This is a genomic window from Halorussus sp. AFM4, assembly GCF_051194995.1.
Taxonomy (GTDB): Archaea; Halobacteriota; Halobacteria; order Halobacteriales; family Haladaptataceae; genus Halorussus.
The window spans coordinates 341,975-361,273 of record NZ_JBNTJT010000003.1 but is presented as its reverse complement, the minus strand read 5'-3'; the positions used below and the strand labels follow the sequence as shown (position 1 = coordinate 361,273).

The following is a 19,299-nucleotide window of genomic DNA, read 5'->3' as shown; positions in this document are numbered from 1 at the left end:
GTAACTCCGGACCCGTCCGACACTCGGGTCCCGTCCGACCGAGGTCGGTACGCCTTTCCCGTCCGCCTACGAACGCCGAGCCATGCGACTCGCACGTCTGCTGACGCCGGGCGGCCCCGTGGAGGGCGAGTACGACGACGGCGTCGTCCGCGCCGCCGACGGCACTTACGAGGTCGGCCGCGACGGGCGACTCCTCCCGCCGTGCGACCCCTCGGCGCTGTACTGCGTCGGCCGCAACTACGCCGAGACGCTCGACCAGATGGAGTACGAGCGCCCCGAGGAACCGGACTTCTTCATCAAGCCGCCGACGTCGCTGCTGGCCCACGAGCGGCCGATCCGGTACCCGCCGTTCACCGACGAACTCACCTACGCGGGCGAACTCGCCGCGGTCATCGACGAGCGCTGCCGCGACGTGACGCCCGAGGAAGTGCCGGAGGTCGTCCGCGGGTACACCGTCATGAACGACGTCGACGCGCTCGACCAGCAGGGCCGGACCGCCCGCAAGGCGTTCGACGGGTCGGGCCCGCTCGGCCCCTGGATCGAGACCGACGTCGACCCGACCGGTATCGACATGCACACCGACGTCGGCGGCGAGCGCCGCCAGGAGGCCAACACCGAGCTGATGCTGTTCGACCCGTACGAGATCGTCTCGTACCTCTCCGAGCGGTTCACCCTCCGGCCGGGCGACGTGGTGGCGTTCGGCAGCCCGGCCAACCCGGGCCTGGTCGAACCCGGCGACGAGGTCGAGATCACCTACGAGGGCGTCGGCACGCTGCGCAACCAAGTCGTCGCGCCGGAGTAAGCCCCCGGCCGGTTTCTCCCGATTCCCCGCCTCGGTTTCCGCCGGGCACACCTCTAAGTGCCCGGTCGTCAATCCCTCGGCCATGAGTCGCACGTACCTCCACGAACACACCACGACCACGGCGGCCGACGCGCTCGCCGGGGCCGAGGTCGCGGTGCTGCCGACCGGCAGCGTCGAGCAGCACGGCCCCGCGCTCCCGCTCGGGACCGACCTCCTGGCGGCCCGCGCAGTGGCCGAGACGGCGGCCGACCGGGACGACGCGGTCCTCCTGCCGCCGATTCCGGTCGGCGTGAGCGCCCACCACCGCCAGTTCGACGGGACGCTCTGGACCGACCCCGGGACCTTCGAGGCGTACGTCGCCGACGTCGTCGCGAGCCTCGCCGAGCACGGCGTCCGGAAGGCGGTCGTCGTCAACGGTCACGGCGGTAACTCGGACGCGCTCCGGCGGGCCGCCCGCGGGTTGCGGGACGACGAAGTCGCCTTCGCGACGCCGTGGAACTGGTGGGCGAACCTCGACGCGCTCATCGACGAGGAGCTCGACACCTCGCTGGGTCACGCCGACGCGGTCGAGACGAGCGTGATGCTCGCGGTCGCTGGCGACCTCGTCCGCGAGGCGGCCCTCGAAGCGGCCGAGGAGCACGGCGCCGACTCCTGGGGCACGTCGGTCCGGGGCGCGCCGGTCGGCTTCGACACGATCGACTTCAGCGAGAGCGGCGCGGTCGGCGAGCCCACCGAGGGGTCGCGGGCGGTCGGCGAGACACTGCTGGACCACGCGAGCGACGACCTCGCGGCGCTGGTCGACTGGCTGGCCGAGCGGGACGTCGAGGACCTCTGGCCGAAGGGGCACAAATGAGAGTCGCCGTGATCGGCGGCGGCGCGGTCGGCGTCACCGCGGCGTACGACCTCGCGCGCCGGGACGCCGAGGTCGTCCTCTACGAGAAGGGCGAGATCGGCGGCGCGAGCACCGGCCGGGCGGCCGGCATCCTCTACGACGCCTTCGCCGCGCCCGAGGACGCCCGGGTCGGCGCCCGGGCGATGGAGCGGTTCCGCCAGTTCTCGGGCGAGGGGGACTTCGAGTTCCGCGAGACCCCGTACGTCTGGTTCGCCCGCGAGGGCGACGAGAAGCGCGCCGACCTCGTCCGCGAGCAGGTGCCCCGGATGGCCGAGCGGGGCCGGGACGTCTCGTTCGCCGACCCGGCCGACCTCCGCGAGCGGTTCCCCGCGATCGACTGGGACGACGTGGGCGTGGCGGCGGTCGCGGAGAACGCCGGCCGCACCGACCCCGGCAGCTACGCCGACCTGCTCGCCGAGAAGGCCCGCGAGGCGGGCGCCGAGCTCCGGACCGGCGTCGAGGTCCGCATCGACGCCGACGACGTCGCGGTCGAGCGCGCCGACGGCGAGGACGGGGGAGCCCCCGCCGACGGCCGGGAGGGCGAGCCCTTCGACGCGATCCTCGTGGCCGCCGGCGCCCACACCAAGCGCCTGCTGGCGATGGCCGGCGTCCCCGTCCCGCTGAAGCCCTACCGGGTCCAGGCGCTCACCGCCGGCCTGGCCGACCGGAAGCGGGCCGACCTGCCGATGTGCTACGACGCCACCGGCGGCTACTACCTCCGGCCCCACCCGGCGGGGCTGCTGGCGGGCGACGGCACCGAGGAGGTCGAGAGCGACCCCGACGACTGGAAGCGCGACGCCGACCGGGAGTTCCGCGCGGTGACCCGCGACCGCCTCGCCCGCCGGCTCGGCGAGTTCGGCGCGGTCCGCGAGTCGTGGGCCGGCCTCTGCGTGGCGACGCCCGACCGCGACCCCCTGCTCGGCGAGCTCCGCGACGGGCTCCACGTCGCGGCCGGGTGGCAGGGCCACGGGTTCATGCGTTCGCCGGCGCTCGGCGAGGCGGCCGCCGAGGCGGTGCTGGGCGACAACCCGCTGCCCGAGTTCGACCCGACCCGCTTCGAGGGCGACGAGGAGTTCGACGTCGTCGAGGGGATGGCGATCGAGTAGCGGCGTTCGAGTAGCGGCGACCGAACCGGCATCGGGCGCGGGGATCGCGGCGAGAAGGAGTGTCGGCCTACGCCTCGACCGACTCGGACGGGGCGTCCTCGGTCGACTGCTCCTGCTTGGGCACGCGGACCCGGAGCGTGCCGTGCTCGGTCAGGGTCGCCGACGCCGCGTTGGCGTCGACCACGGCGTCGGCGGGGAGGTCGGCCCGGCCGTCGAGCGAGAGGCCCCGGCCCGGGAACAGCATCTCGAAGCCCTCGTAGTAGTCCCGGAAGCGGTCGATGCGGACGTGGACGGCCCCGTCGGCGTACCGGACCTGGACGTCGCTGCCCGTGGCGCCGGGCGCGTCGAACACCACGAGGTAGGCGTCGTCGCTCTCCAGCAGGTCCACGGGCAGGGGCTTGGACTCTTGGACCTTGCCGGCGGCTCGCCCGACGCGCTGGAGGACCGCGCTCCCGACCGACCGACCGATGTCCCGGAGGGTCATAGCTCGATTTCCCGGAGCGTGTCGGTCCGGGCGCAGTACGGGCACTGGAAGTCCGAGATGCCGACGTCGTCGGGCATGTCGTAGGTGTAGTGCATCTCGAACATGTCCATCTCGCAGTCGTCGTTCGTACACTTCGCTTCGAGCGTCGCGGGCATATCCGGAACTAACGCCCGAGCGACCATAAACGGGAGGGCTTCGGCGAGTTCGGGTCACGACGGTGCGGGGCGGGCGTCGCGGGACTGTCGCTCCTGGCTGACATACGACTGGTCAGAATGCCGGGAGTCCGGTCGCTCGTCAGTGGTCGCCGCGGCCGCCGCCCCGGTCGTCTCCGCGTCCCTTTCCGCGCCCGTCGCCGGGCGGCTGTCCGCGTCCCTTCCCGCGACCCCGTTCTCTACCCTTCCCGCGACCCCCGTCCCCGCCTCGTCCGCGACCTCGGCCTCGCTTCTTCCCGTTTCCGCGTCCGGGGTGCCCGTCTCCGCGTTCGCCCGGATCGTCACCTCCGGGCCACTCGTGGTCATCGTCGTCGGCTTCCTCGTCGTCGCCGGGCTCTCCGTTACCTCCGTCCTCGCTTTCCTCCCTCTCGTCCTCGTCGTCTTCGCGCTCCTCTCGCTCGTCCTGGGCCTCCTGATCGTCGGCTTCCTCGTCGCGTCCTTCGCGTTCGTCGTCCTCCTCGTCCTCGGTCTCCTCGTCCTCGTCTCCGTCGTCGGCGTTGTCGTCTTCGTCGTCGCCGTTCGGAACGAGTCGGAGGTCCGCGGTCGCGATGACCTCCCGGCCGTCCGCCGTCCGGCCGGTCAGTTCGAGCCGGTCGGTCTCCCAGTCGATACCGGTCGCGTCCATCCAGAAGTGGAGCTTGAGGTCCCGGCGGCCGTCGCCGTCGCTGTCGGTCGAGATGCGCTTGACCGGACTGGCCTTCCCCGGCTGGAGTTCGACGCTGCCCCGTTCGAGCGCGGTGGCGTCGAACTCGTCGGTCGACCGGACCACGACCGGCAGGCGGCCGTGGCTGCGGGGGTTGACCCCGCCGGGGACGACGATCAGGTCGGCCGTAACCGGCCCGGAGGAGCTCTCCTCGGTCGTGGTTTCCTCCTCTGTCGTCGTCTCGTCGGTGGTCTCCTCGGTCGTCTCGCGCCGGGTCGTCGTTGTCGTGGTCGTCCCGCCGCAGGTCCCGGCGCGGATCGTGACGGGCTCGTCCAGCGCCAGCGAGACGCGCTGGGGCGAGTCGCGGCTCCCGGAGAGCACCTGCCAGTCGGTGATCTGGCCCTCGTAGTGGTCGCCGTACAGCGCCGCGGCCTCGTTGAACGCCGGGTCGACGGTCACCGCGAACGACTCGCCCAGCGGGCGGTAGGCCCCGCCGTCGGACCGGCCATCGGCCCACGTCCAGTCGACCGACCACCCGTCGGCGGTCCGGTCGAAGCTGTCGTAGTTGGTCGACGCGTCGTAGTCGTCGTCGCCGACCACCCACGACCCGCGGTCGGGGTGCGCGAACGTCAGGTCGAAGCTGACCGCCCCGCCCGAGGTCCCGTCGTTCAGCTCGTCGTGGACGACGACCAGGCTCAGCCCCTCCGGTCCGTCGTAGAGGAAGCAGATACTCGTCTCCGGGCGCTGGAGGTCGGTCGTGCCGTAGGAGCTGTAGGCGGCCCCCGACGGCGACGTGAAGGGCGTCCGGTAGTCGTAGAACGCTTCGACGGTCTCGTCGCCGGAGAGCGGCGTTATCGGGACGCAGCGGTCGCCCTGCTCGACGACGACCCCGGTGTCGGCGGGCGCGCCGGCGCGGCTGGCCAGCGACGCCCGCGCCAGGCCGACGCCGCCGATGCCGGTCGCCAGCGCCGCCAGCACGCCGCGCCGCTCGATGCCGTCGGTGAGGGAGTCTCGGTCGGTCATGCGGATCGCTTGGCGGTGGTTCGACCGGACCGGCCCTTGTTCCACGGCGCTTACTGTTGGGCGATATAGGTGTCCGACTTCGGACTCCCGACGCCGCGATTTCAGCGCCGGTCTGAACTCGATTGAACAGTGTGAACGGTGAGTTTAGGCGGCGTACAACGGAGCGTCGGCGGCGGTATCTCCAGCAGATCCGGGGAAATCTCGGAAGTCCGATCCGTAGTACAGGCCGACTACCCCGGTTCTCCGCCCCGGGACTCGCGACTGCGACATCCGCATCGTTTTACCCGTCGAACGGCTACCCTGGCCCATGACCGACCTCGCGGACCTCGACGTGACCCTCGTGGACGGGTACGTCGACGAACCGGCCCACTTCGGCGTGCCGCCGTACGTCTCGACCTATCCGCGGTACACCGCGGGAGCGATCGTCGACGCCGGCGTCCCCGAGGCCAACGTCACCTACCACACCATCGACGAGCTCCGGGACGACACGCGCAAGTGGCGCGACGTCGAGGAGGCCGACCTGTTCGTCTACCTCGGCGGGATGACCGTCCCCGGCAAGTACGTCGGCGGGACGCCCGCCGAACCCGACGAGGTGCGCAAGATGGCCTGGACCGCCGACGGGACGAGCCTGATGGGCGGCCCGGTCAAGTTCGGCGTCGGCGACGAGAACGCCGGCGCGACCGAGACCGAGCGCGACGACCTCGACTTCGACTTCGTGGCCAAGGGCGACGTCGAGGCGGCGGCCTACGACCTCGTCGAGAGCGGGCTCGAAGGGTTCAACAACCGGATGCGCGACAACGAGGAGATCGACCGGTGGGCCGCCGACGGGGCGTTCGTGATCGAGCAGCACCCCAACCACCCCGACTACCTCATCTGCGAGATGGAGACCTCGCGGGGCTGTCCCTACCGGTGCTCGTTCTGCACGGAGCCGCTGTACGGCAACCCCTCGTTCCGCGACCCCGAGTCGGTCGTCGGCGAGGTCGCGGACCTCTACGACCGGGGCGCCCGCCACTTCCGGCTCGGCCGGCAGGCCGACATCCTGGCCTACGGCGGCGACGGCGAGAAGCCGAACCCCGACGCGCTCCGCGACCTCTACGGCGGCATCCGGGAGGTCGCGCCCGACCTCGAAACGCTCCACCTCGACAACATGAACCCCATCACGGTGGTCGAGTGGCCCGACCTGGCCCGCGAGGGCATCCGGGTCATCGCCGAGCACAACACGCCCGGCGACACCGCCGCCTTCGGCCTGGAGTCGGCCGACCCCGTGGTCCAGGAGGAGAACAACCTCAACGTGACCGCCGACGAGTGCTTCGAGGCCGTGAAGATCGTCAACGAGGAGGCGGGCTGGCGACCGGGCGAGGACCCGGCCGACGCGCCCACGCACGGCGACGACGCCGCGAACCGGCTGCCCAAGCTCCTGCCGGGCATCAACCTGCTCCACGGGCTGAAGGGCGAGCGCCGCGAGACGTTCGAGCACAACGAGGCGTTCCTCGAACGGGTGTACGACGCCGGCCTGATGCTCCGGCGGGTCAACATCCGGCAGGTCATGGCGTTCGACGGCACCGAGATGAGCGACGTCGGCGCCGACATCGCGAAGGACCACAAGAAGCTGTTCAAGCAGTACAAGACACGCGTCCGGGAGAACGTCGACAACCCGATGCTCCGGCGGCTCGCGCCGGCGGGCACGGTGCTGCCGGACGTCCACCTGGAGTACCACCAGGACGGCAAGACGTTCGGCCGCCAGCTCGGCACCTATCCCCTGCTCGTGGGGATCCCGGGCGAGCGCGAGCTCGGCCGGACCGTCGACGTCGCGGTCGTCGACCACGGCTACCGGTCGGTGACCGGCGTGGTCCACCCGCTGGACGTCAACAGCGCGTCGATGGACGAGCTCACCGCGATCCCGGGCCTCGGGAAGCAGCGGGCCGGCAACATCGTGGTCAACCGGCCCTACGAGTCGACCGCCGACCTCGACGCCGACCTGGGCGTGGACCTCGGCGCGTTCGCCACCGCCGAGCGCCCGGAGGGCGCCGACTGACGCGGTCGGGGGCGCCGACCGAGCGGTCACGCCGCCACCTGTCGCGCCGGGGCCGCTACCTGTCGCCCGGAGGCCACTACGCTTTTTGAGCGCTCGCCCCAACTACGCGACGTTCCCACATGCCCGACTCGCCAGTCCGCGAGCGCGGCGTCGGCCCCGAGTCCGTCCCCGACGGACTCACGCTCGCGGCGTTCAACACCGACTGCGCCGAGGCGGCCCTCGACGCGCTGGGGGCCACCCTCGGTCGCTACCTCGACATCGACGACGTGACGGTCGGGACCACGCTCACCGACGAACAGCCCGAGGAGTTCGCGGTGCTCCACGACGACGTTCTCGTGGGTGGCGCGCTCGTCCACCCCGGCCGCGGCGACGACCCGATCGGCGAGGTCGCCTCGCCGTTCCGCCCGTCCGACACGCTCTTCCTCGCGGGCTACGGCGACCGGGCCGGGCTCCGCTCGCTGTCGAACCGGATCGAGACGCTGGCCTGGCGCGCGGGCGCCGGCCGGCTCTACGCCGCGGGCCAGCAGCGGTTCGCCTCGATGGACGACCAGTGGGGCATCTACGCCGACGCGGCCGAGGCGGGCTGCGAGGTCCACGTCTTCGAGGAGCCCGGATACGTCCCCGGCGGCGACGGTGACCGGTTCGTCGTCCACGGCGAGCGCCACTCGCTGGCCGGGACGTGGCTGGTCGTCTTCGACGGCGCCGGCAACGACGCCGCCAAGGCCGCGATGCTCGCCGAGGAGCGCGAGCCCGACAGCTACTACGGCGTCTGGACGGTCGTCCCGGAGCTCGTGGACGTGATACTGAAGCGGGCGGTCGAACCAGTGGCGGGCGACCGGCGGGAGAAGTAGCGGCGTCGCGGACCGGTTCTCGGCGGGTGACGCGACCGTCTCAGGCGAGTCGCGCGACGACCTTCCGCGCGACCAGCCCGGTCGAGAGCGAGCAGCCGACGTACCACGCCAGCCAGACCTTGAGCGGGCCGACCAGCGTCGCGGTCCACGCGACCTGCCCCACGACCGGCAGGGCGAGCGCCGCGGGCGCGACGGCCGCGCTCGGCGCGACGAACACCCAGCGCAGCCAGAGGAACGCCGGGACCGAGACGAGATGCTCCAGGCCGCGGGCCGGAGCTGGCCCTTCATCGCGGCGAGGTACTCGCCGGTGAGGTCCAACTGCTCGTCGCGGAGGTCCTCGACGGCGTCCTCGTCGCCGCGCTCGCGGGCCGACTCCATGCGCTCGCGCAGGTCGGCCATGCGCTCCTGGAGCCGCTCCATCCGCCGCTGGCTCCGGAGCTTGGTCCGGAGGACCGCCGACGAGAGCCCGGCGGTCCCGGCGAGCAGCAGGACGAGCACCGAGAACGGCAGGATGGTCGCGGCCGGCCCGAGCATGGCGTGCATCGTCTCCGCGACGCCGCGCTGTATCGGCGTCACGTAGTAGCCGGCCATCAGCGCCAGCGCGACAAGTCCGGCGAGCTTGTCGTACCCCGTCCACCCGCCGGTCGAATCGGTAGCCATACCGACACCTCGGCGGCGGGGCACCATCGATGTTCGGCCAGTTGACGCGTCGGGCGCGGTTTGCGGAATTCGGACCATACCCGAAAACGGAGGTAGAGACAGTACAACCTCCGAAAACGAGGGTAGAGACTGTACAATCAGATGTGGAGTACTACGTTGCTCTCCCGCGAGCGAACCCAGGGAGCGAGCGGTCCGAGGAACCCTCGAACGAGGCCCGACCGAAGTGAGGGCCGAGTGAGGGGGTGACGCAGGATTTTCATCGAGGTTTTGCAAGGACGGCGCGTCTGTGCGCCGTCCGAAGCAGAAGGTCGCAGTAAAAGGTCGGGTGTAGAAAAACTCTTTACGCGCTGACCACTTGGGTCCGCATGGAGGCATATAGCCTTGGAGATCTCTGACAAACTGCTGTGTCTGTTCAGTGCTGATGTGACTATCGAGGACGACAAGTACGTCGTCGAGGTACCGCGCCGAGAGATCGAGACCGGGTCGGTCGAGCCCGGCGAGACCTACCGCGTCGCGCTCATCTCGGACGACTCGGACTCCTCGACCAAGTCCGAGTCGTCGTCGAACTCGTCGAGCGGCAGCGCGCCCTCGGAACCGCAACCCCCCGTCGAGGAGGGCGAGATCCGCTACGTCGAGGTCGAGGACATCGGCAAACAGGGCGACGGCATCGCCCGCGTCGAGCGGGGCTACGTCATCATCGTCCCCGACGCCGAGATCGGCGAGCGCGTGAAGGTCGAGATCACGGAGGTCAAGTCCAACTTCGCGGTCGGCGAGATCATCGAAGAGGACTTCTGAATCCGCAGCTCGCTCCGGGCGCGGCGTCCGCGCCGCGCCCCTCCGATTCGGTCTGACTACGTCTCACTCGTCTCGTCGCTTCCCGTGCGACCGACGCGGGTTCCGCTCCGGTCGCGCACCGCGTCGAGCGAGCAGTGGCGACGCGACCGGGGTCTGGTCTCGAACCGGGCGCGCTCTCCGCGATCCCTCCCGTACTCGCCCTCTGCGCGACGCTGCCCGTGTTTCGCCGCCCTCTCCCCGCTTCTCGTTGCAGTAAACGTGCCTCTCAGCTCCCGCTGACCGCTGTTCGCGGGCCTAGCCCTCGTACGGCGTGCCGTCGGGGCGCTTGGCACCCTCGGAGTCGTGGACCACGACGCCCTCGTCGGGCTCGGCGGGGGCGTACTCGTCGCGGACCGCGATGGCCTCGGTCAGCTCCCGGATCGCCCGCTCCTTGAGCGCCGCCGCCAGGTCCTCGGCCTCCTCGCGGGAGATGTCCCGGCCCAGTCCCTCGCACTCGTGGGCCCGGACCATCCCTTCCTCGTCGACGGCCTCGCCCATCGGCTGGCTCGTGCCCCCGAGCGCGACGCTGAACGGGTAGGTCCGGCAGATGAGCGGGCGGTCCCCGTGGACCGAGCAGGCCCCGGTCCCCTCGTCGTCCTCCTCGTAGAAGACGCAGTCGCCGCAGGCGTCGGTCTGGAGCGCCCACTCGAACGTCTCGCCGGTGGGCTGGGACTCGTCCGAGGCGTCGTCCAACCCGTACGGCATCGGGCGGGCGACGTCTCGCCAATCGTAGTCCGTGGCGGCCTGGAGGTCCCGGACCTCGTCGGGGAAGACGGTGGCGGTGTGGGGGTCGTCGGCCTCGCTATCTCGCGGCTCGGCCGCTCGACTGTCCGCGGAGCAAGGCTCCGCGCTCTTGCAACACGCGCCGCAGCGCGTGCACTCGAAACCGATTGTCTCGATGGCGTCCGCCAAGTCGGCGACGTCGAGATCGCGGGCGCGCTCCAGTTCCGCTTCGAGGCTCTCCACACCTTTGGGTTCGGCTTCGCGGGGAAAAGGGTGTTTATCGGAGTGGGAGGTGTATGGATGCGGCGGGATTTCCAAAGGAACCGGAACGAAGAACGGTCAGAAAGCCCCCGGCCGGTCGCGGTCGCTCAGCGGGATATCCGCGGCTCTCTCCGCACAGCCCGAGCCGCGAATAGTAGCCGCGCTGAGGCGACCACGGCCTCCGGCCGCGACCGGCCGGCCCCTTTCAGTCCCGCCCGCGGCGGTCAGTCGGTCGAGCGATCGCTGTGGTGGTTGCTCGGCCGAGCGCTCGCTACGCCGGGTCCGCCGGCCGCGCTCGCTGACCGTCCCACTCGACTTTCCCCTCCACGTCCAACTTCTCGAGATGCGCGGCGGTCGTGCTCCGGGCAAGGTCCCGGACGTCCGAGACGTCCTTGTCGTAGGCCGCGTCGACCACCTCGTCCAGCGTCGCGGCGCCGTCGCGGACCGCCGCCAGAACCCTCGCCTCGCGGTCGAGCCGGTGGCGGATCAGGCGCTCGACCGTGCCGCGTGGGTCGTCGATGACCGGCCCGTGGCCCGGGAGGAGTCGGTCGGGGTTGCGGGCGTGGACTCGCCGCAGCGACGTCAGGTAGGCCCGCAGGTCGCCCTCGTCCGCGCCGACGACCACGCTCCCCTCCGCGACGGCGAGGTCGCCCGTCACCATCGTCTCGCCGACCACGAGTCCGACGTGGTCGGGGGCGTGGCCCGGCGTCTCGACGACCGTCGCGCCCGCTATCTCGGTCCCCTCGCGGAAGGTCCGGTCGGGCGCGACGCCGGTCGCGTCCTCGAAGCGGGCCTCGCGGCCCGCGCGCGCCCAGACGGTCGCGTCGCAGGCGTCCTCGTAGCGGGCGACCGCGCCCACGTGGTCGGGGTGGGTGTGGGTGACGAGCACGTGGCCGACGTCGCGGGCCTCGACCGCGGCGTCGAGGTCGTCGGTCCGCGCCGCGGGGTCGACGAGCAGCGCGTCGTCTCGGCCGAGGACGTAGGCGTTGGTGGCGCCGGTCGGCGCGAGCGTGCCGGTCGGCACCGAGACCTGTCGGTACTCCATGGTCGAGGCGTGGCGCGCCGGCCAAAAAACGCGGTCGGTTCGTCGGGGCCCGGCGTCAGCGGGCGAGGAAGTACACCTGCTTGCGGGCGTCCTGGAAGCTGTACCGCGAGTCGACGAGGTCCTCGTCCTCGAGGCGGTTGAGGGCGTACCGGACCGTGCGGTCGGGCAGCAGCGACTCCTCGGCCAGCTGGCCCTGCGAGAGCGGGGCGTCGGTCTCCAGCACCTTGGCCACCAGCTTCGCGCTCGGGGGGAGCTCGCGGAGGCGCTCGCGGAAGTCGTCTGAGAGCTGCTCGGTTACGGGCGACTCGTCCGTGGTCGTGCTCATATGAAACGTGACTTCACGAAGCACGGGTAAAGCTTGGCTATATGTGCATCAGTACAATCTAAACTCCTTAGTGATGTATTATCACACCTTAAACCGTGAGGGTTCCGCCGCGGGGACCAGGGTTACGTCGCCCGGGGACGTGGTCGGCGTATGGAGTCGATCCCCGAACCGTTCGGCGACCTGTTCGAGCGCGAGACGTTCGCCAGCTTCGCGACCCTGATGGGCGACGGCACCCCGCAGGTGACCCCGGTCTGGATCGACCGCGGCGAGGAGGGCCGCCTGCTGGTCAACACCGCGCGCGGCCGTCAGAAGGAGCGTAACGTCGAGCGCGACCCGAAGGTCGGCCTCTGCGTGATGGACCCCGACGACCCCTACCGCTACGTCTCGGTCCGCGGCGAGGTCGTCGAGGTGACCGAGGACGGCGCGGTCGAGCACATCGACGAGCTCGCGCGCCGCTACATGGACGTCGAGGAGTACCCGAACAAGGGCGAGGAGTCCGGTCCGCGGGTCGTCATCCGGATTCGCCCCGACCGGGTCGCCACCAGCGGGGAGTAGCGCCGGACCGGCGGCGACCGGACCAGCGGCGGCCAGGCGTCCGCTCCGGCCCCGTCACCCGCGGCGGTCGTCGGTCCGCGGGTCGTCGCCGTGGCGGTTGTACCGACCCAGCGGGCGCTTGCAGTCCGGGCAGTGGACGACGACGAACCGGTCGCGCTCGTGGCGGACGAGCTCCTCGGCGTCGAGGTCGCGGCCGCATCCCGGGCAGGTGGTCATGGGTGCTCGGACGGCTTCGGTCTCCGACGCCCGGCGAGGAGAGGCTGTCGGCCGCGGCGAGCGCCGGCGGTGAGGCCGTCTGACGAGTCGGTTCCAATACGGTTTTAGTCCCCCCGCGGACTACAAGGAGACGAGAAGCGTGAAAGGAGCGGAGTGGTACCAGACCGACGAGGTCGCCGAGGAGTACGAAGAGAAGCGATTCTCCCGCGGCGGGCGGCTGATCGACCGCCGAGAGAAGCAGGCCGTCCTCGACGCCATCGGCCCGCTGGAGGGGAAGAACGTGCTCGAGATAGCCTGCGGTACCGGGCGGTTCACGGTGATGCTGGCCGAGCGCGGCGCCGACATCGTGGGGCTGGACATCTCGGCGGCGATGCTCCAGCAGGGCCGCCAGAAGGCCCGGTCGGCGGGGGTCGCCGACCACCTGGAGTTCATGCGCGGGGACGCTGGCCGGCTCCCGTTCCCCGACGACCACTTCGACACCGTGTTCGCGATGCGCTTTTTCCACCTCGCGGACACCCCCGCGACCTTCCTCTCGGAGATGCGCCGGGTGGCGAAGGACCAGGTCGTCTTCGACACGTTCAACGCGATGAGCACCCGGAGCGTCTACAACTGGCTGCTCCCGATGGGGTCGCACCTCTACTCGCGGGACGACGTCCGCAAGCTGCTCGACGAGGCCGACCTCCGGCTCGTCGACGCCGAGCACGACTGGATCCTCCCCTACGGTTTCTACCGCAAGATCCCCGGCGCCATCGCCGACCCCATCCGGGACGTCGACACCGCCATCGGCGACACGCCGATCGGCGACTACTTCGCGTCGGTCTCCTACTGGAACGCCAGCGTCGAGTGACCGGTCGGCGCTTTCGGCGCGCGACGGGCCCGCTTCGCTCGCCTCCGCTCCGCCGTCTCCGAACTACCCTACCTCCTGCCGTCTCTATCGTCTCCGAACTACCTCCTGCCGTCTCTACCCGCTCTGAACTACCCCTCCTGCTTCGACATTCTCCGTACCGGAACCGCCGTCGGGACGGTCCCGGACGCGGGGCGACCGACCTCCCGGCGGACTGTCCGAGGCCGAACGGCTTTTAAGCCTCCGGCGGGAGATTCGGGGGTATGGAGCTATCCGTCGTGGTCCCGACGCTCAACGGGCGCGAGAGCCTCGCGTCGTGTCTCGACGCGCTGGCCGCCGACGCGCCCGAGGCCGAGGTGGTCGTCGTCAACGGCCCCTCCGCCGACGGGACCACTGGGATGGTCCGGGACCGCGACGACGTCGACGTGCTGATCGAGGTCTCGGACCGGAAGCTCAACGTGGCGCGGAACGCCGGCATCGCGGCCGCCGGCGGCGACGCGGTCGCGCTGGTCGGCCAGGACCACGCGGTCGAGTCGTCGTGGGCCGACGGGGTCCGGTCGGGCCTCGCCGACGCCGACGTCGTGACGGGCCCGGTCCACCGGGCGGTCCGGGCGGGCGTGACCACCGAGTCGCCCGAGCGCCGGACCATCGACGGCCGGGAGGTGACCTACTTCGACGGCGGCAACGTCGCGTTCACCCGCGAGGCCGTCGAGGCGGTCGACGGGTTCGACGAGTACCTCGCGACCGGCGGCGCGCGCGACTGCGCCCACCGACTCGCCGCCAACGACTTCGAGGTGGCGTGGTCCCCGGCGGTGAGCGTCACCGCCGCCGACGACGAGGGCGACGGGGACGACGACCGCGACTGGGGCTGGAAGTACCGCGCGCTGGCCTACCGACTGGTGAAGAACTACGGCCCGCGGCCGGGCGTCTTCCGGCGGACGCTCCGGGACGCGGTCTCCGACGGGGCCGAGAACGCCGCCGACGTCCTCCGGGGCGACGAGACGCCGTCGGAGTGGATGGGCCACGGCAAGCGCGTGACCGCGAGCGCCCTGATCGGGTGCAAGGACGGGCTCCGGGCCCGGTTCGCCGACCGGAGCGACGCCCGGAACCCGAACGGCCTCTCGGCGCGGGCCGACCGCGCGGTCGAGCGCTACGACTGGCGGACCGACACCGAGGAGCCGGAGGAGCAGACCCGGTAGCTCAGTTCTCGCGTCCGGCGTCCCCGCCGTCCCGCCCCTCGTCCTCGGTCTCGCCGTCGCGGTAGATGGTCGCCCGGACCAGCGCCTCGGTCGCCCGGCGGAGCCGCTCCGAGACCGCCTGGCGGGAGACGCCCAGCACCTCGGCGACGTCCTCCAGTTCCACTCGCCGGGGCACGTCGTAGTAGCCCATCTCGGTGGCGGTCCGGAGCGCCTCGCGCTGGCGGTCGGTGAGCCCCATCGGGTCGACGTCCGGGTCGTCGGCGGCGTACAGGCTCCGGAGGTCGAACGTCAGGTCCCGGCGCTCGCAGAAGTCGACGTACCGCCGGAGGCTCTCGCGGTCGGGGAACCGGATGCGGACCCGCCACCCCTCGCCGACCCGCTCGGAGGAGATGAACACCCCGCCCAGGTCGGCCCAGGCGTGGTAGGTCATCAGCTCGTCGCCCTCCTCGGTCAGTTCGACCTGGTAGAGCCGCTTGTCGCCGACCTCCGTGAGCACGGTGACGTCCTCGACGGTCCGGTCCCCGGCCAGCGCCGCCTCGAACGCCTCGAAGTCGTCGCCCGACGCCCAGAAGGCCAGCGCGAAGGGCTTGGCGTCCCGGAGCGTCTGCTGTTCGATCGACACCTCCATCGCCGGCACCGCGTCGAGCGCGTCCCGCAGGACCGGGGTCTCGAGGTAGAAGTCCGCGATGAGCGCCATACCGTTCCGTATCACGCACTCCGATTTAACCGTGGGGTCCGGCGGCGCGTTCCGAGCGGGGCCGCTCCTGATTCGCCCCGGCGCGACGCCCGCCGCGGTCCCGAAACGCACCGTGAAACGGTCGGGAACGTGTCCACCCCTTAATAACGGGGCGGCCGAACCCGGAACCGATGGTACGCGGATCTGCCCAGCGGACGAACCGCGAGCGCATCGACCGGGCCTGCGACGTGCTCGGGAGCGCCCGGCGGCGGTGTGTCATCTACGCGCTGCAGGAGAACGGTGCGACCGGCCTCGACGGGCTCGCGGACGCGGTCGTCGCCTCGGGGCTGGCGGACGACCGCCAGCGGGCGGCGGCGTCGCTCGTCCACACCCACCTCCCGAAGCTGGCCGACTGCGCCGTCGTGTCGTACGCCGACCCCGAGGACGAGGTGTCGCTCGACGACGGCGTCGAGCTGCTCGACCCGTTCCTCGCGGTCGCCGCCAGCGAGGAGCTCGACGGCGACCGACCGCAGTTCCCCGGCGGGGAGGCGCCGGACGCCGTGGCGAGCAACGCGTCGGAGTGACCGGCGCCGCAGATCCGTGCGGCCGACCCGGGCGCATCGCCGGGGCCCCGGCGCCCGGGTCGGCCGACCCTCCTCAGAAGTCCTCCGGCAGCGAGTCGCCGAGGACCCGCCTCGCGTTCTTGTCGAACACCTTCCGCATCGCGTCCTCGGGCACGTCGAGCGTCAGGATCTCCATGACCGCCACGTTCGGGTGGGAGCTGGGTGCGCCGCTGCCGAACAGCACCCGGTCGGGGTGCTCCATCATCGCCCGCTCCAGCAGGTCCCGGTAGCGGACGTAGCTGGTGTCGAGGTAGCAGTCGTCGTTGCGCTCGAGCAGGTCGATGGACTCGGTCATCAGGTCGCGGTTCAGCGGGTGGCCCCCGAAGTGCGCGAGCACGACCGGGAACTCCCGGGCGAGCAGCGCCTCCTCGGCCGCCGCGGGCGGGAACCGGTCGCCGGCGTGGACCAGCACGGGCAGGTCGACCGCCTCCAGCTGGTCGAGCGTGTCGTCGTCGGGCAGCCCGTCGCGGGCGGGGTCGAGCTTGAACCCGTGGAACCGGTCGTCGTAGGCGTACTGCTCGACGTCCTCGGGCGAGGTGTGGTGGTCCTTCCGGCGCGCCGCGAGGTTGCGCAGCCGCGACGACGCGCGGTCGCCGGGGTCGCGCGGCCCGTTGATCCGGGCGAACGCCAGGAACGGCCGGTCGACGCTCCGGCGCGCCACCGCGTTGTTCGCGCTCACGTAGCTCCCCCCGTCGCGGGTGCCCGGGAACACGACCGAGCGCACGACCCCCGCCTGATGCATCTCCCGCTCCAGCCGCTCGGGGCTGATGGCCCGCCCGCGGGTCTGGACGCCCCCGGCGTCGGCGTCGAGCCTGGCGTGTACGTCCACCACCCGGAAGCGATGCTCCAACTCCAGCATTGCGAGGACGGTTCGGAACTCCGGTATTTTTCAGTGTCGGTTGCGCTCTCGGCGGCGGTCCGTCGAACGGGGTCGCGACGCCGGCGATTCGGCCGCGCCGGGGGCGGCGGAACGGGTGCCGGAATCGGCGGCGAAACGGGGGCGTGGAGATCGAGGCGAGAGAATGAGGGAGAAGCGAGATGCGCGTCCGCGCTACGGTCCGGTCACTCGAGGTCGAACCGGTCGTTGGTCATCACCTTGTGCCACGCGTCGACGAAGTCCCGCACGAACTCCTCCTCCTCGGCGGCGTAGACGTCCGCGATGGCCCGCAGCCGGGAGTTCGAGCCGAAGATGAGGTCGACGCGGCTGGCCTCCCACTCGACCTCGCCGGTCTCGCGGTCGCGTAGCTCGTAGACCTCCCTGGACTCCGAGGCCTTCTCCCACTCGTAGCCCATGTCGAGCAGGTTCTCGAAGAAGTCGTTGGTCAGCGTCCCGGGCTCGTCGGTGAAGACGCCGAGCTCCGACCCCTGGTAGTTCGCGTCCAGCGCGCGCATGCCGCCGACCAGCGCCGTCATCTCCGAGGCCGTCAGGTCGAGCAGGTCGGCGTGGTCGACCAGCATCTCCTCGGGCGGCACGTCGTACTCGCCGCCGAAGTAGTTGCGGAACCCGTCGACCTCCGGCTTGAGCACCTCGAACGACTCGACGTCGGTCTGCTCCTGGGTGGCGTCGGTGCGGCCGGGCTCGAACGGGATCTCGACGTCGTAGCCGGCGTCGGCCGCGGCCCGCTCGACGGCCGCGTTGCCGCCCAGCACGATGAGGTCGGCCAGCGAGACGCGGACGTCGTCGGTCCGCGCGCCGTTGAAGTCCGCCTGGATGGCCTCGTAGGTCTCCAGCACGGTCTCGAGCTCCGCCGGCTCGTTGACCTCCCAGCTCCGCTGGGGCTCGAGCCGGATGCGGGCGCCGTTCGCGCCGCCGCGCTTGTCGCTGTCGCGGTACGTCGACGCCGCCGCCCAGGCGGTCTTGACCAGTTGGGGGACGGTCAGCTCGGAGTCGAGGATCTCGGCCTTGAGCTCCGCGGCCTCCTCCTCGCCGATGAGATCGTAGTCGGCGTCCGGCAGCGGGTCCTGCCAGAGGAACGTCTCGTCGGGCACGTCCGGCCCGAGGAACCGCTCGGGCGGGCCCATGTCGCGGTGGATGAGCTTGAACCACGCCCGCGCGAAGGCGTCGAGGAACTCGGGCGGGTTCTCCCGGAAGTTCTCGATGATCTCCCGGAACTCGGAGTCGCGCTTGAGCGCGACGTCCGTCGTCATCATCATCGGGGCGTGCTTCTCCGACGGGTCGTGGGCGTCGGGCACGGTGTCGTAGGCCTCCTCCTCGACCGGCTGCCACTGCTTCGCGCCGGCGGGGCTCTCGGTCAGCTCCCACTCGTAGTCGAGCAGGTTGTCGAGGTAGGAGGTGTCCCACATCGTCGGCCAGGCGTTCCAGGCGCCCTCGATGCCGCTGGTGGTCGTCTCCGCGCCCTTGCCGGAGTCGGTCCAGCCGAGGCCCTGGTCCTCGATGGGGGCCGCCTCGGGCTCGGGGCCCATGTCGTCGTCGGTGGCGCCGTGGGCCTTGCCGAACGTGTGCCCGCCGGCGATGAGCGCGGCGGTCTCCTCGTCGTCCATCGCCATGCGACCGAACGCCTGGCGGATGCGGTCGGCCGACTTGAGCGGGTCGGGGTCGCCGTTCGGCCCCTCGGGGTCGACGTAGATGAGCCCCATGACGGTGGCGCCGAGCGGCTCCCTGAGCTCGCCGTCCTCGTCGATGCGCTGGTCCTGGGGCGCCTCCCACTCCTCTTCGGGCCCCCAGAAGACGGCCTCGTCGGGCTCGAACTCGTCCTCGCGGCCGCCGGCCCAGCCGAGCGTCTCCATGCCCATCGACTCGAGGGCGACGTTCCCGGCCAGGACGATGAGGTCGGCCCACGAGAGCCTGCGACCGTACTTCCGCTTGATCGGCTCGAGCAGCCGGCGCGCCTTGTCGAGGTTCGCGTTGTCGGGCCAGCTGTTGAGCGGGGCGAAGCGCTGGGTGCCGCCCGAGGCGCCGCCACGACCGTCGACGGTGCGGTACGTGCCGGCGGCGTGCCACGCCATCCGGATGAACAGCGGGCCGTAGTGACCGTAGTCGGCCGGCCACCAGTCCTGGGACGTCGTCATCAGGTCCTTGAGGTCCGCCTTGACCTCTTCGAGGTCCAGCTTCTGGAACTCCTCGGCGTAGTCGAAGTCCTCGCCGTACGGACCGACCTCGTGGGTGTTCTGGTCGAGCACGTCCAGGTTCAGCTTGTCCGGCCACCACTCGTGATTCCGTCGGGGAGTACCTACGTCGTTCTCGGGGTTTTCTTCTGACATGTTCGGGTTTCGCTCACTCGATTGCTAGAACCGCTATTACAAAAAAGCAGGTGGTTCAAGGCAGACTT

General features: G+C 71.2%; 20 protein-coding genes and 2 pseudogenes. 10 read left to right on the top strand and 12 right to left on the bottom strand.

Features of this window, described 5'->3' with window-relative positions:
* The first annotated feature begins 82 nt into the window (after positions 1-82).
* The 3 genes from ACQUQF_RS14855 to ACQUQF_RS14845 all read left to right on the top strand — a co-directional run bounded on the left by ACQUQF_RS14855 (position 83) and on the right by ACQUQF_RS14845 (position 2,800).
* Positions 83-802: a fumarylacetoacetate hydrolase family protein gene (locus ACQUQF_RS14855; protein WP_435179879.1), complete on the top strand. Its 720-nt coding sequence runs from the start codon at positions 83-85 to the stop codon at positions 800-802.
* A gap of 82 nt (positions 803-884) precedes the next feature.
* The gene (locus ACQUQF_RS14850; RefSeq protein WP_435179878.1) at positions 885-1,655 is read left to right on the top strand and encodes a creatininase family protein; all 771 of its coding nucleotides are present in this window, start codon (positions 885-887) and stop codon (positions 1,653-1,655) included.
* Positions 1,652-2,800 (top strand): NAD(P)/FAD-dependent oxidoreductase, encoded by a 1,149-nt coding sequence (locus tag ACQUQF_RS14845; RefSeq protein WP_435179877.1) that lies wholly within the window; start codon positions 1,652-1,654, stop codon positions 2,798-2,800. Before ACQUQF_RS14850 ends, ACQUQF_RS14845 begins: the two co-directional genes overlap by 4 nt.
* Positions 2,801-2,882: 82 nt before the next feature.
* On the opposite strand, the pseudogene ACQUQF_RS14840 reads toward ACQUQF_RS14845, so the two are convergent.
* The 3 genes and pseudogenes from ACQUQF_RS14840 to ACQUQF_RS14830 all read right to left on the bottom strand — a co-directional run.
* Positions 2,883-3,284: pseudogene (locus tag ACQUQF_RS14840) on the bottom strand (Hsp20 family protein); the annotation flags it as partial.
* The gene (locus ACQUQF_RS14835) at positions 3,281-3,439 is read right to left on the bottom strand and encodes a DUF7559 family protein (RefSeq protein ID WP_435179876.1); all 159 of its coding nucleotides are present in this window, start codon (positions 3,437-3,439) and stop codon (positions 3,281-3,283) included. The gene ACQUQF_RS14835 and the pseudogene ACQUQF_RS14840, both read right to left, overlap by 4 nt.
* A gap of 139 nt (positions 3,440-3,578) precedes the next feature.
* Entirely contained in the window at positions 3,579-5,162 is a 1,584-nt protein-coding gene (locus ACQUQF_RS14830; RefSeq protein ID WP_435179875.1) for a hypothetical protein, read from the bottom strand.
* A gap of 307 nt (positions 5,163-5,469) precedes the next feature.
* Between ACQUQF_RS14830 and ACQUQF_RS14825 the strand changes: the two genes are divergently transcribed.
* Entirely contained in the window at positions 5,470-7,197 is a 1,728-nt protein-coding gene (locus ACQUQF_RS14825) for a radical SAM protein (RefSeq protein WP_435179874.1), read from the top strand.
* 119 nt (positions 7,198-7,316) lie between these two features.
* Positions 7,317-8,048 carry a hypothetical protein gene (locus ACQUQF_RS14820; RefSeq protein WP_435179873.1) on the top strand — a complete coding sequence of 244 codons (732 nt, stop codon included), beginning with the start codon at positions 7,317-7,319 and terminating at the stop codon, positions 8,046-8,048.
* Positions 8,049-8,088: 40 nt separating this feature from the next.
* On the opposite strand, the gene ACQUQF_RS14815 is transcribed toward ACQUQF_RS14820, so the two are convergent.
* Both ACQUQF_RS14815 and ACQUQF_RS14810 read right to left on the bottom strand, forming a co-directional pair.
* On the bottom strand, positions 8,089-8,265 hold the full coding sequence (locus ACQUQF_RS14815) for a hypothetical protein (protein ID WP_435179872.1): 177 nt from the start codon (positions 8,263-8,265) through the stop codon (positions 8,089-8,091).
* A 101-nt stretch (positions 8,266-8,366) separates the two neighbouring features.
* A pseudogene (locus tag ACQUQF_RS14810) lies at positions 8,367-8,582 on the bottom strand (EMC3/TMCO1 family protein); the annotation flags it as partial.
* A 507-nt stretch (positions 8,583-9,089) separates the two neighbouring features.
* Here ACQUQF_RS14810 and ACQUQF_RS14805 point away from each other — a divergent pair.
* Positions 9,090-9,503 carry a TRAM domain-containing protein gene (locus ACQUQF_RS14805; protein ID WP_435179871.1) on the top strand — a complete coding sequence of 138 codons (414 nt, stop codon included), beginning with the start codon at positions 9,090-9,092 and terminating at the stop codon, positions 9,501-9,503.
* 294 nt (positions 9,504-9,797) lie between these two features.
* Here the strand turns inward: ACQUQF_RS14805 and ACQUQF_RS14800 are convergent, their stop codons facing one another.
* The 3 genes from ACQUQF_RS14800 to ACQUQF_RS14790 form a co-directional block, all read right to left on the bottom strand.
* Positions 9,798-10,508 carry a YkgJ family cysteine cluster protein gene (locus tag ACQUQF_RS14800; RefSeq protein WP_435179870.1) on the bottom strand — a complete coding sequence of 237 codons (711 nt, stop codon included), beginning with the start codon at positions 10,506-10,508 and terminating at the stop codon, positions 9,798-9,800.
* A gap of 289 nt (positions 10,509-10,797) precedes the next feature.
* Complete coding sequence (locus ACQUQF_RS14795) at positions 10,798-11,571, bottom strand: MBL fold metallo-hydrolase (protein WP_435179869.1); 774 nt, start codon at positions 11,569-11,571, stop codon at positions 10,798-10,800.
* Between the two features lie 55 nt (positions 11,572-11,626).
* Positions 11,627-11,896, bottom strand: coding sequence for a MarR family transcriptional regulator (locus ACQUQF_RS14790; RefSeq protein WP_435179868.1), 270 nt, complete (start codon positions 11,894-11,896; stop codon positions 11,627-11,629).
* A gap of 150 nt (positions 11,897-12,046) precedes the next feature.
* Between ACQUQF_RS14790 and ACQUQF_RS14785 the strand changes: the two genes are divergently transcribed.
* On the top strand, positions 12,047-12,451 hold the full coding sequence (locus tag ACQUQF_RS14785) for a PPOX class F420-dependent oxidoreductase (protein WP_435179867.1): 405 nt from the start codon (positions 12,047-12,049) through the stop codon (positions 12,449-12,451).
* Between the two features lie 54 nt (positions 12,452-12,505).
* Here ACQUQF_RS14785 and ACQUQF_RS14780 read toward each other — a convergent pair whose 3' ends face one another.
* Complete coding sequence (locus ACQUQF_RS14780; RefSeq protein WP_435179866.1) at positions 12,506-12,667, bottom strand: hypothetical protein; 162 nt, start codon at positions 12,665-12,667, stop codon at positions 12,506-12,508.
* A 139-nt stretch (positions 12,668-12,806) separates the two neighbouring features.
* On the opposite strand from ACQUQF_RS14780, the gene ACQUQF_RS14775 reads away from it, so the two are divergent.
* Both ACQUQF_RS14775 and ACQUQF_RS14770 read left to right on the top strand, forming a co-directional pair.
* Positions 12,807-13,514: a class I SAM-dependent methyltransferase gene (locus tag ACQUQF_RS14775; protein ID WP_435179865.1), complete on the top strand. Its 708-nt coding sequence runs from the start codon at positions 12,807-12,809 to the stop codon at positions 13,512-13,514.
* 260 nt (positions 13,515-13,774) lie between these two features.
* On the top strand, positions 13,775-14,710 hold the full coding sequence (locus tag ACQUQF_RS14770) for a glycosyltransferase family 2 protein (RefSeq protein WP_435179864.1): 936 nt from the start codon (positions 13,775-13,777) through the stop codon (positions 14,708-14,710).
* A gap of 1 nt (position 14,711) precedes the next feature.
* Here the strand turns inward: ACQUQF_RS14770 and ACQUQF_RS14765 are convergent, their stop codons facing one another.
* On the bottom strand, positions 14,712-15,407 hold the full coding sequence (locus tag ACQUQF_RS14765) for a helix-turn-helix domain-containing protein (protein ID WP_435179863.1): 696 nt from the start codon (positions 15,405-15,407) through the stop codon (positions 14,712-14,714).
* A 170-nt stretch (positions 15,408-15,577) separates the two neighbouring features.
* Here ACQUQF_RS14765 and ACQUQF_RS14760 point away from each other — a divergent pair, with 170 nt between their 5' ends.
* Positions 15,578-15,970: a DUF7344 domain-containing protein gene (locus ACQUQF_RS14760; RefSeq protein WP_435179862.1), complete on the top strand. Its 393-nt coding sequence runs from the start codon at positions 15,578-15,580 to the stop codon at positions 15,968-15,970.
* Between the two features lie 73 nt (positions 15,971-16,043).
* Here the strand turns inward: ACQUQF_RS14760 and ACQUQF_RS14755 are convergent, their stop codons facing one another.
* A complete protein-coding gene (locus tag ACQUQF_RS14755; protein ID WP_435179861.1) occupies positions 16,044-16,868 on the bottom strand; it encodes an amidohydrolase family protein in 825 nt (274 codons plus the stop codon).
* 203 nt (positions 16,869-17,071) lie between these two features.
* Positions 17,072-19,231 carry a catalase/peroxidase HPI gene (katG, locus tag ACQUQF_RS14750; protein WP_435179860.1) on the bottom strand — a complete coding sequence of 720 codons (2,160 nt, stop codon included), beginning with the start codon at positions 19,229-19,231 and terminating at the stop codon, positions 17,072-17,074.
* Positions 19,232-19,299 lie beyond the last annotated feature (68 nt).

What these genes read in the sequence shown, in the direction of transcription:
- ACQUQF_RS14825 (WP_435179874.1), top strand. Translation starts at nt 5,470, where the DNA reads ATGACCGACCTCGCGGACCTCGACGTGACCCTCGTGGACGGGTACGTC.
- ACQUQF_RS14830 (WP_435179875.1), bottom strand. Translation starts at nt 5,162, where the DNA reads ATGACCGACCGAGACTCCCTCACCGACGGCATCGAGCGGCGCGGCGTG.
- katG (WP_435179860.1), bottom strand. Translation starts at nt 19,231, where the DNA reads ATGTCAGAAGAAAACCCCGAGAACGACGTAGGTACTCCCCGACGGAAT.
- ACQUQF_RS14760 (WP_435179862.1), top strand. Translation starts at nt 15,578, where the DNA reads ATGGTACGCGGATCTGCCCAGCGGACGAACCGCGAGCGCATCGACCGG.
- ACQUQF_RS14845 (WP_435179877.1), top strand. Translation starts at nt 1,652, where the DNA reads ATGAGAGTCGCCGTGATCGGCGGCGGCGCGGTCGGCGTCACCGCGGCG.
- ACQUQF_RS14765 (WP_435179863.1), bottom strand. Translation starts at nt 15,407, where the DNA reads ATGGCGCTCATCGCGGACTTCTACCTCGAGACCCCGGTCCTGCGGGAC.
- ACQUQF_RS14790 (WP_435179868.1), bottom strand. Translation starts at nt 11,896, where the DNA reads ATGAGCACGACCACGGACGAGTCGCCCGTAACCGAGCAGCTCTCAGAC.
- ACQUQF_RS14850 (WP_435179878.1), top strand. Translation starts at nt 885, where the DNA reads ATGAGTCGCACGTACCTCCACGAACACACCACGACCACGGCGGCCGAC.
- ACQUQF_RS14785 (WP_435179867.1), top strand. Translation starts at nt 12,047, where the DNA reads ATGGAGTCGATCCCCGAACCGTTCGGCGACCTGTTCGAGCGCGAGACG.
- ACQUQF_RS14855 (WP_435179879.1), top strand. Translation starts at nt 83, where the DNA reads ATGCGACTCGCACGTCTGCTGACGCCGGGCGGCCCCGTGGAGGGCGAG.
- ACQUQF_RS14770 (WP_435179864.1), top strand. Translation starts at nt 13,775, where the DNA reads ATGGAGCTATCCGTCGTGGTCCCGACGCTCAACGGGCGCGAGAGCCTC.
- ACQUQF_RS14795 (WP_435179869.1), bottom strand. Translation starts at nt 11,571, where the DNA reads ATGGAGTACCGACAGGTCTCGGTGCCGACCGGCACGCTCGCGCCGACC.
- ACQUQF_RS14755 (WP_435179861.1), bottom strand. Translation starts at nt 16,868, where the DNA reads ATGCTGGAGTTGGAGCATCGCTTCCGGGTGGTGGACGTACACGCCAGG.
- ACQUQF_RS14820 (WP_435179873.1), top strand. Translation starts at nt 7,317, where the DNA reads ATGCCCGACTCGCCAGTCCGCGAGCGCGGCGTCGGCCCCGAGTCCGTC.
- ACQUQF_RS14835 (WP_435179876.1), bottom strand. Translation starts at nt 3,439, where the DNA reads ATGCCCGCGACGCTCGAAGCGAAGTGTACGAACGACGACTGCGAGATG.
- ACQUQF_RS14780 (WP_435179866.1), bottom strand. Translation starts at nt 12,667, where the DNA reads ATGACCACCTGCCCGGGATGCGGCCGCGACCTCGACGCCGAGGAGCTC.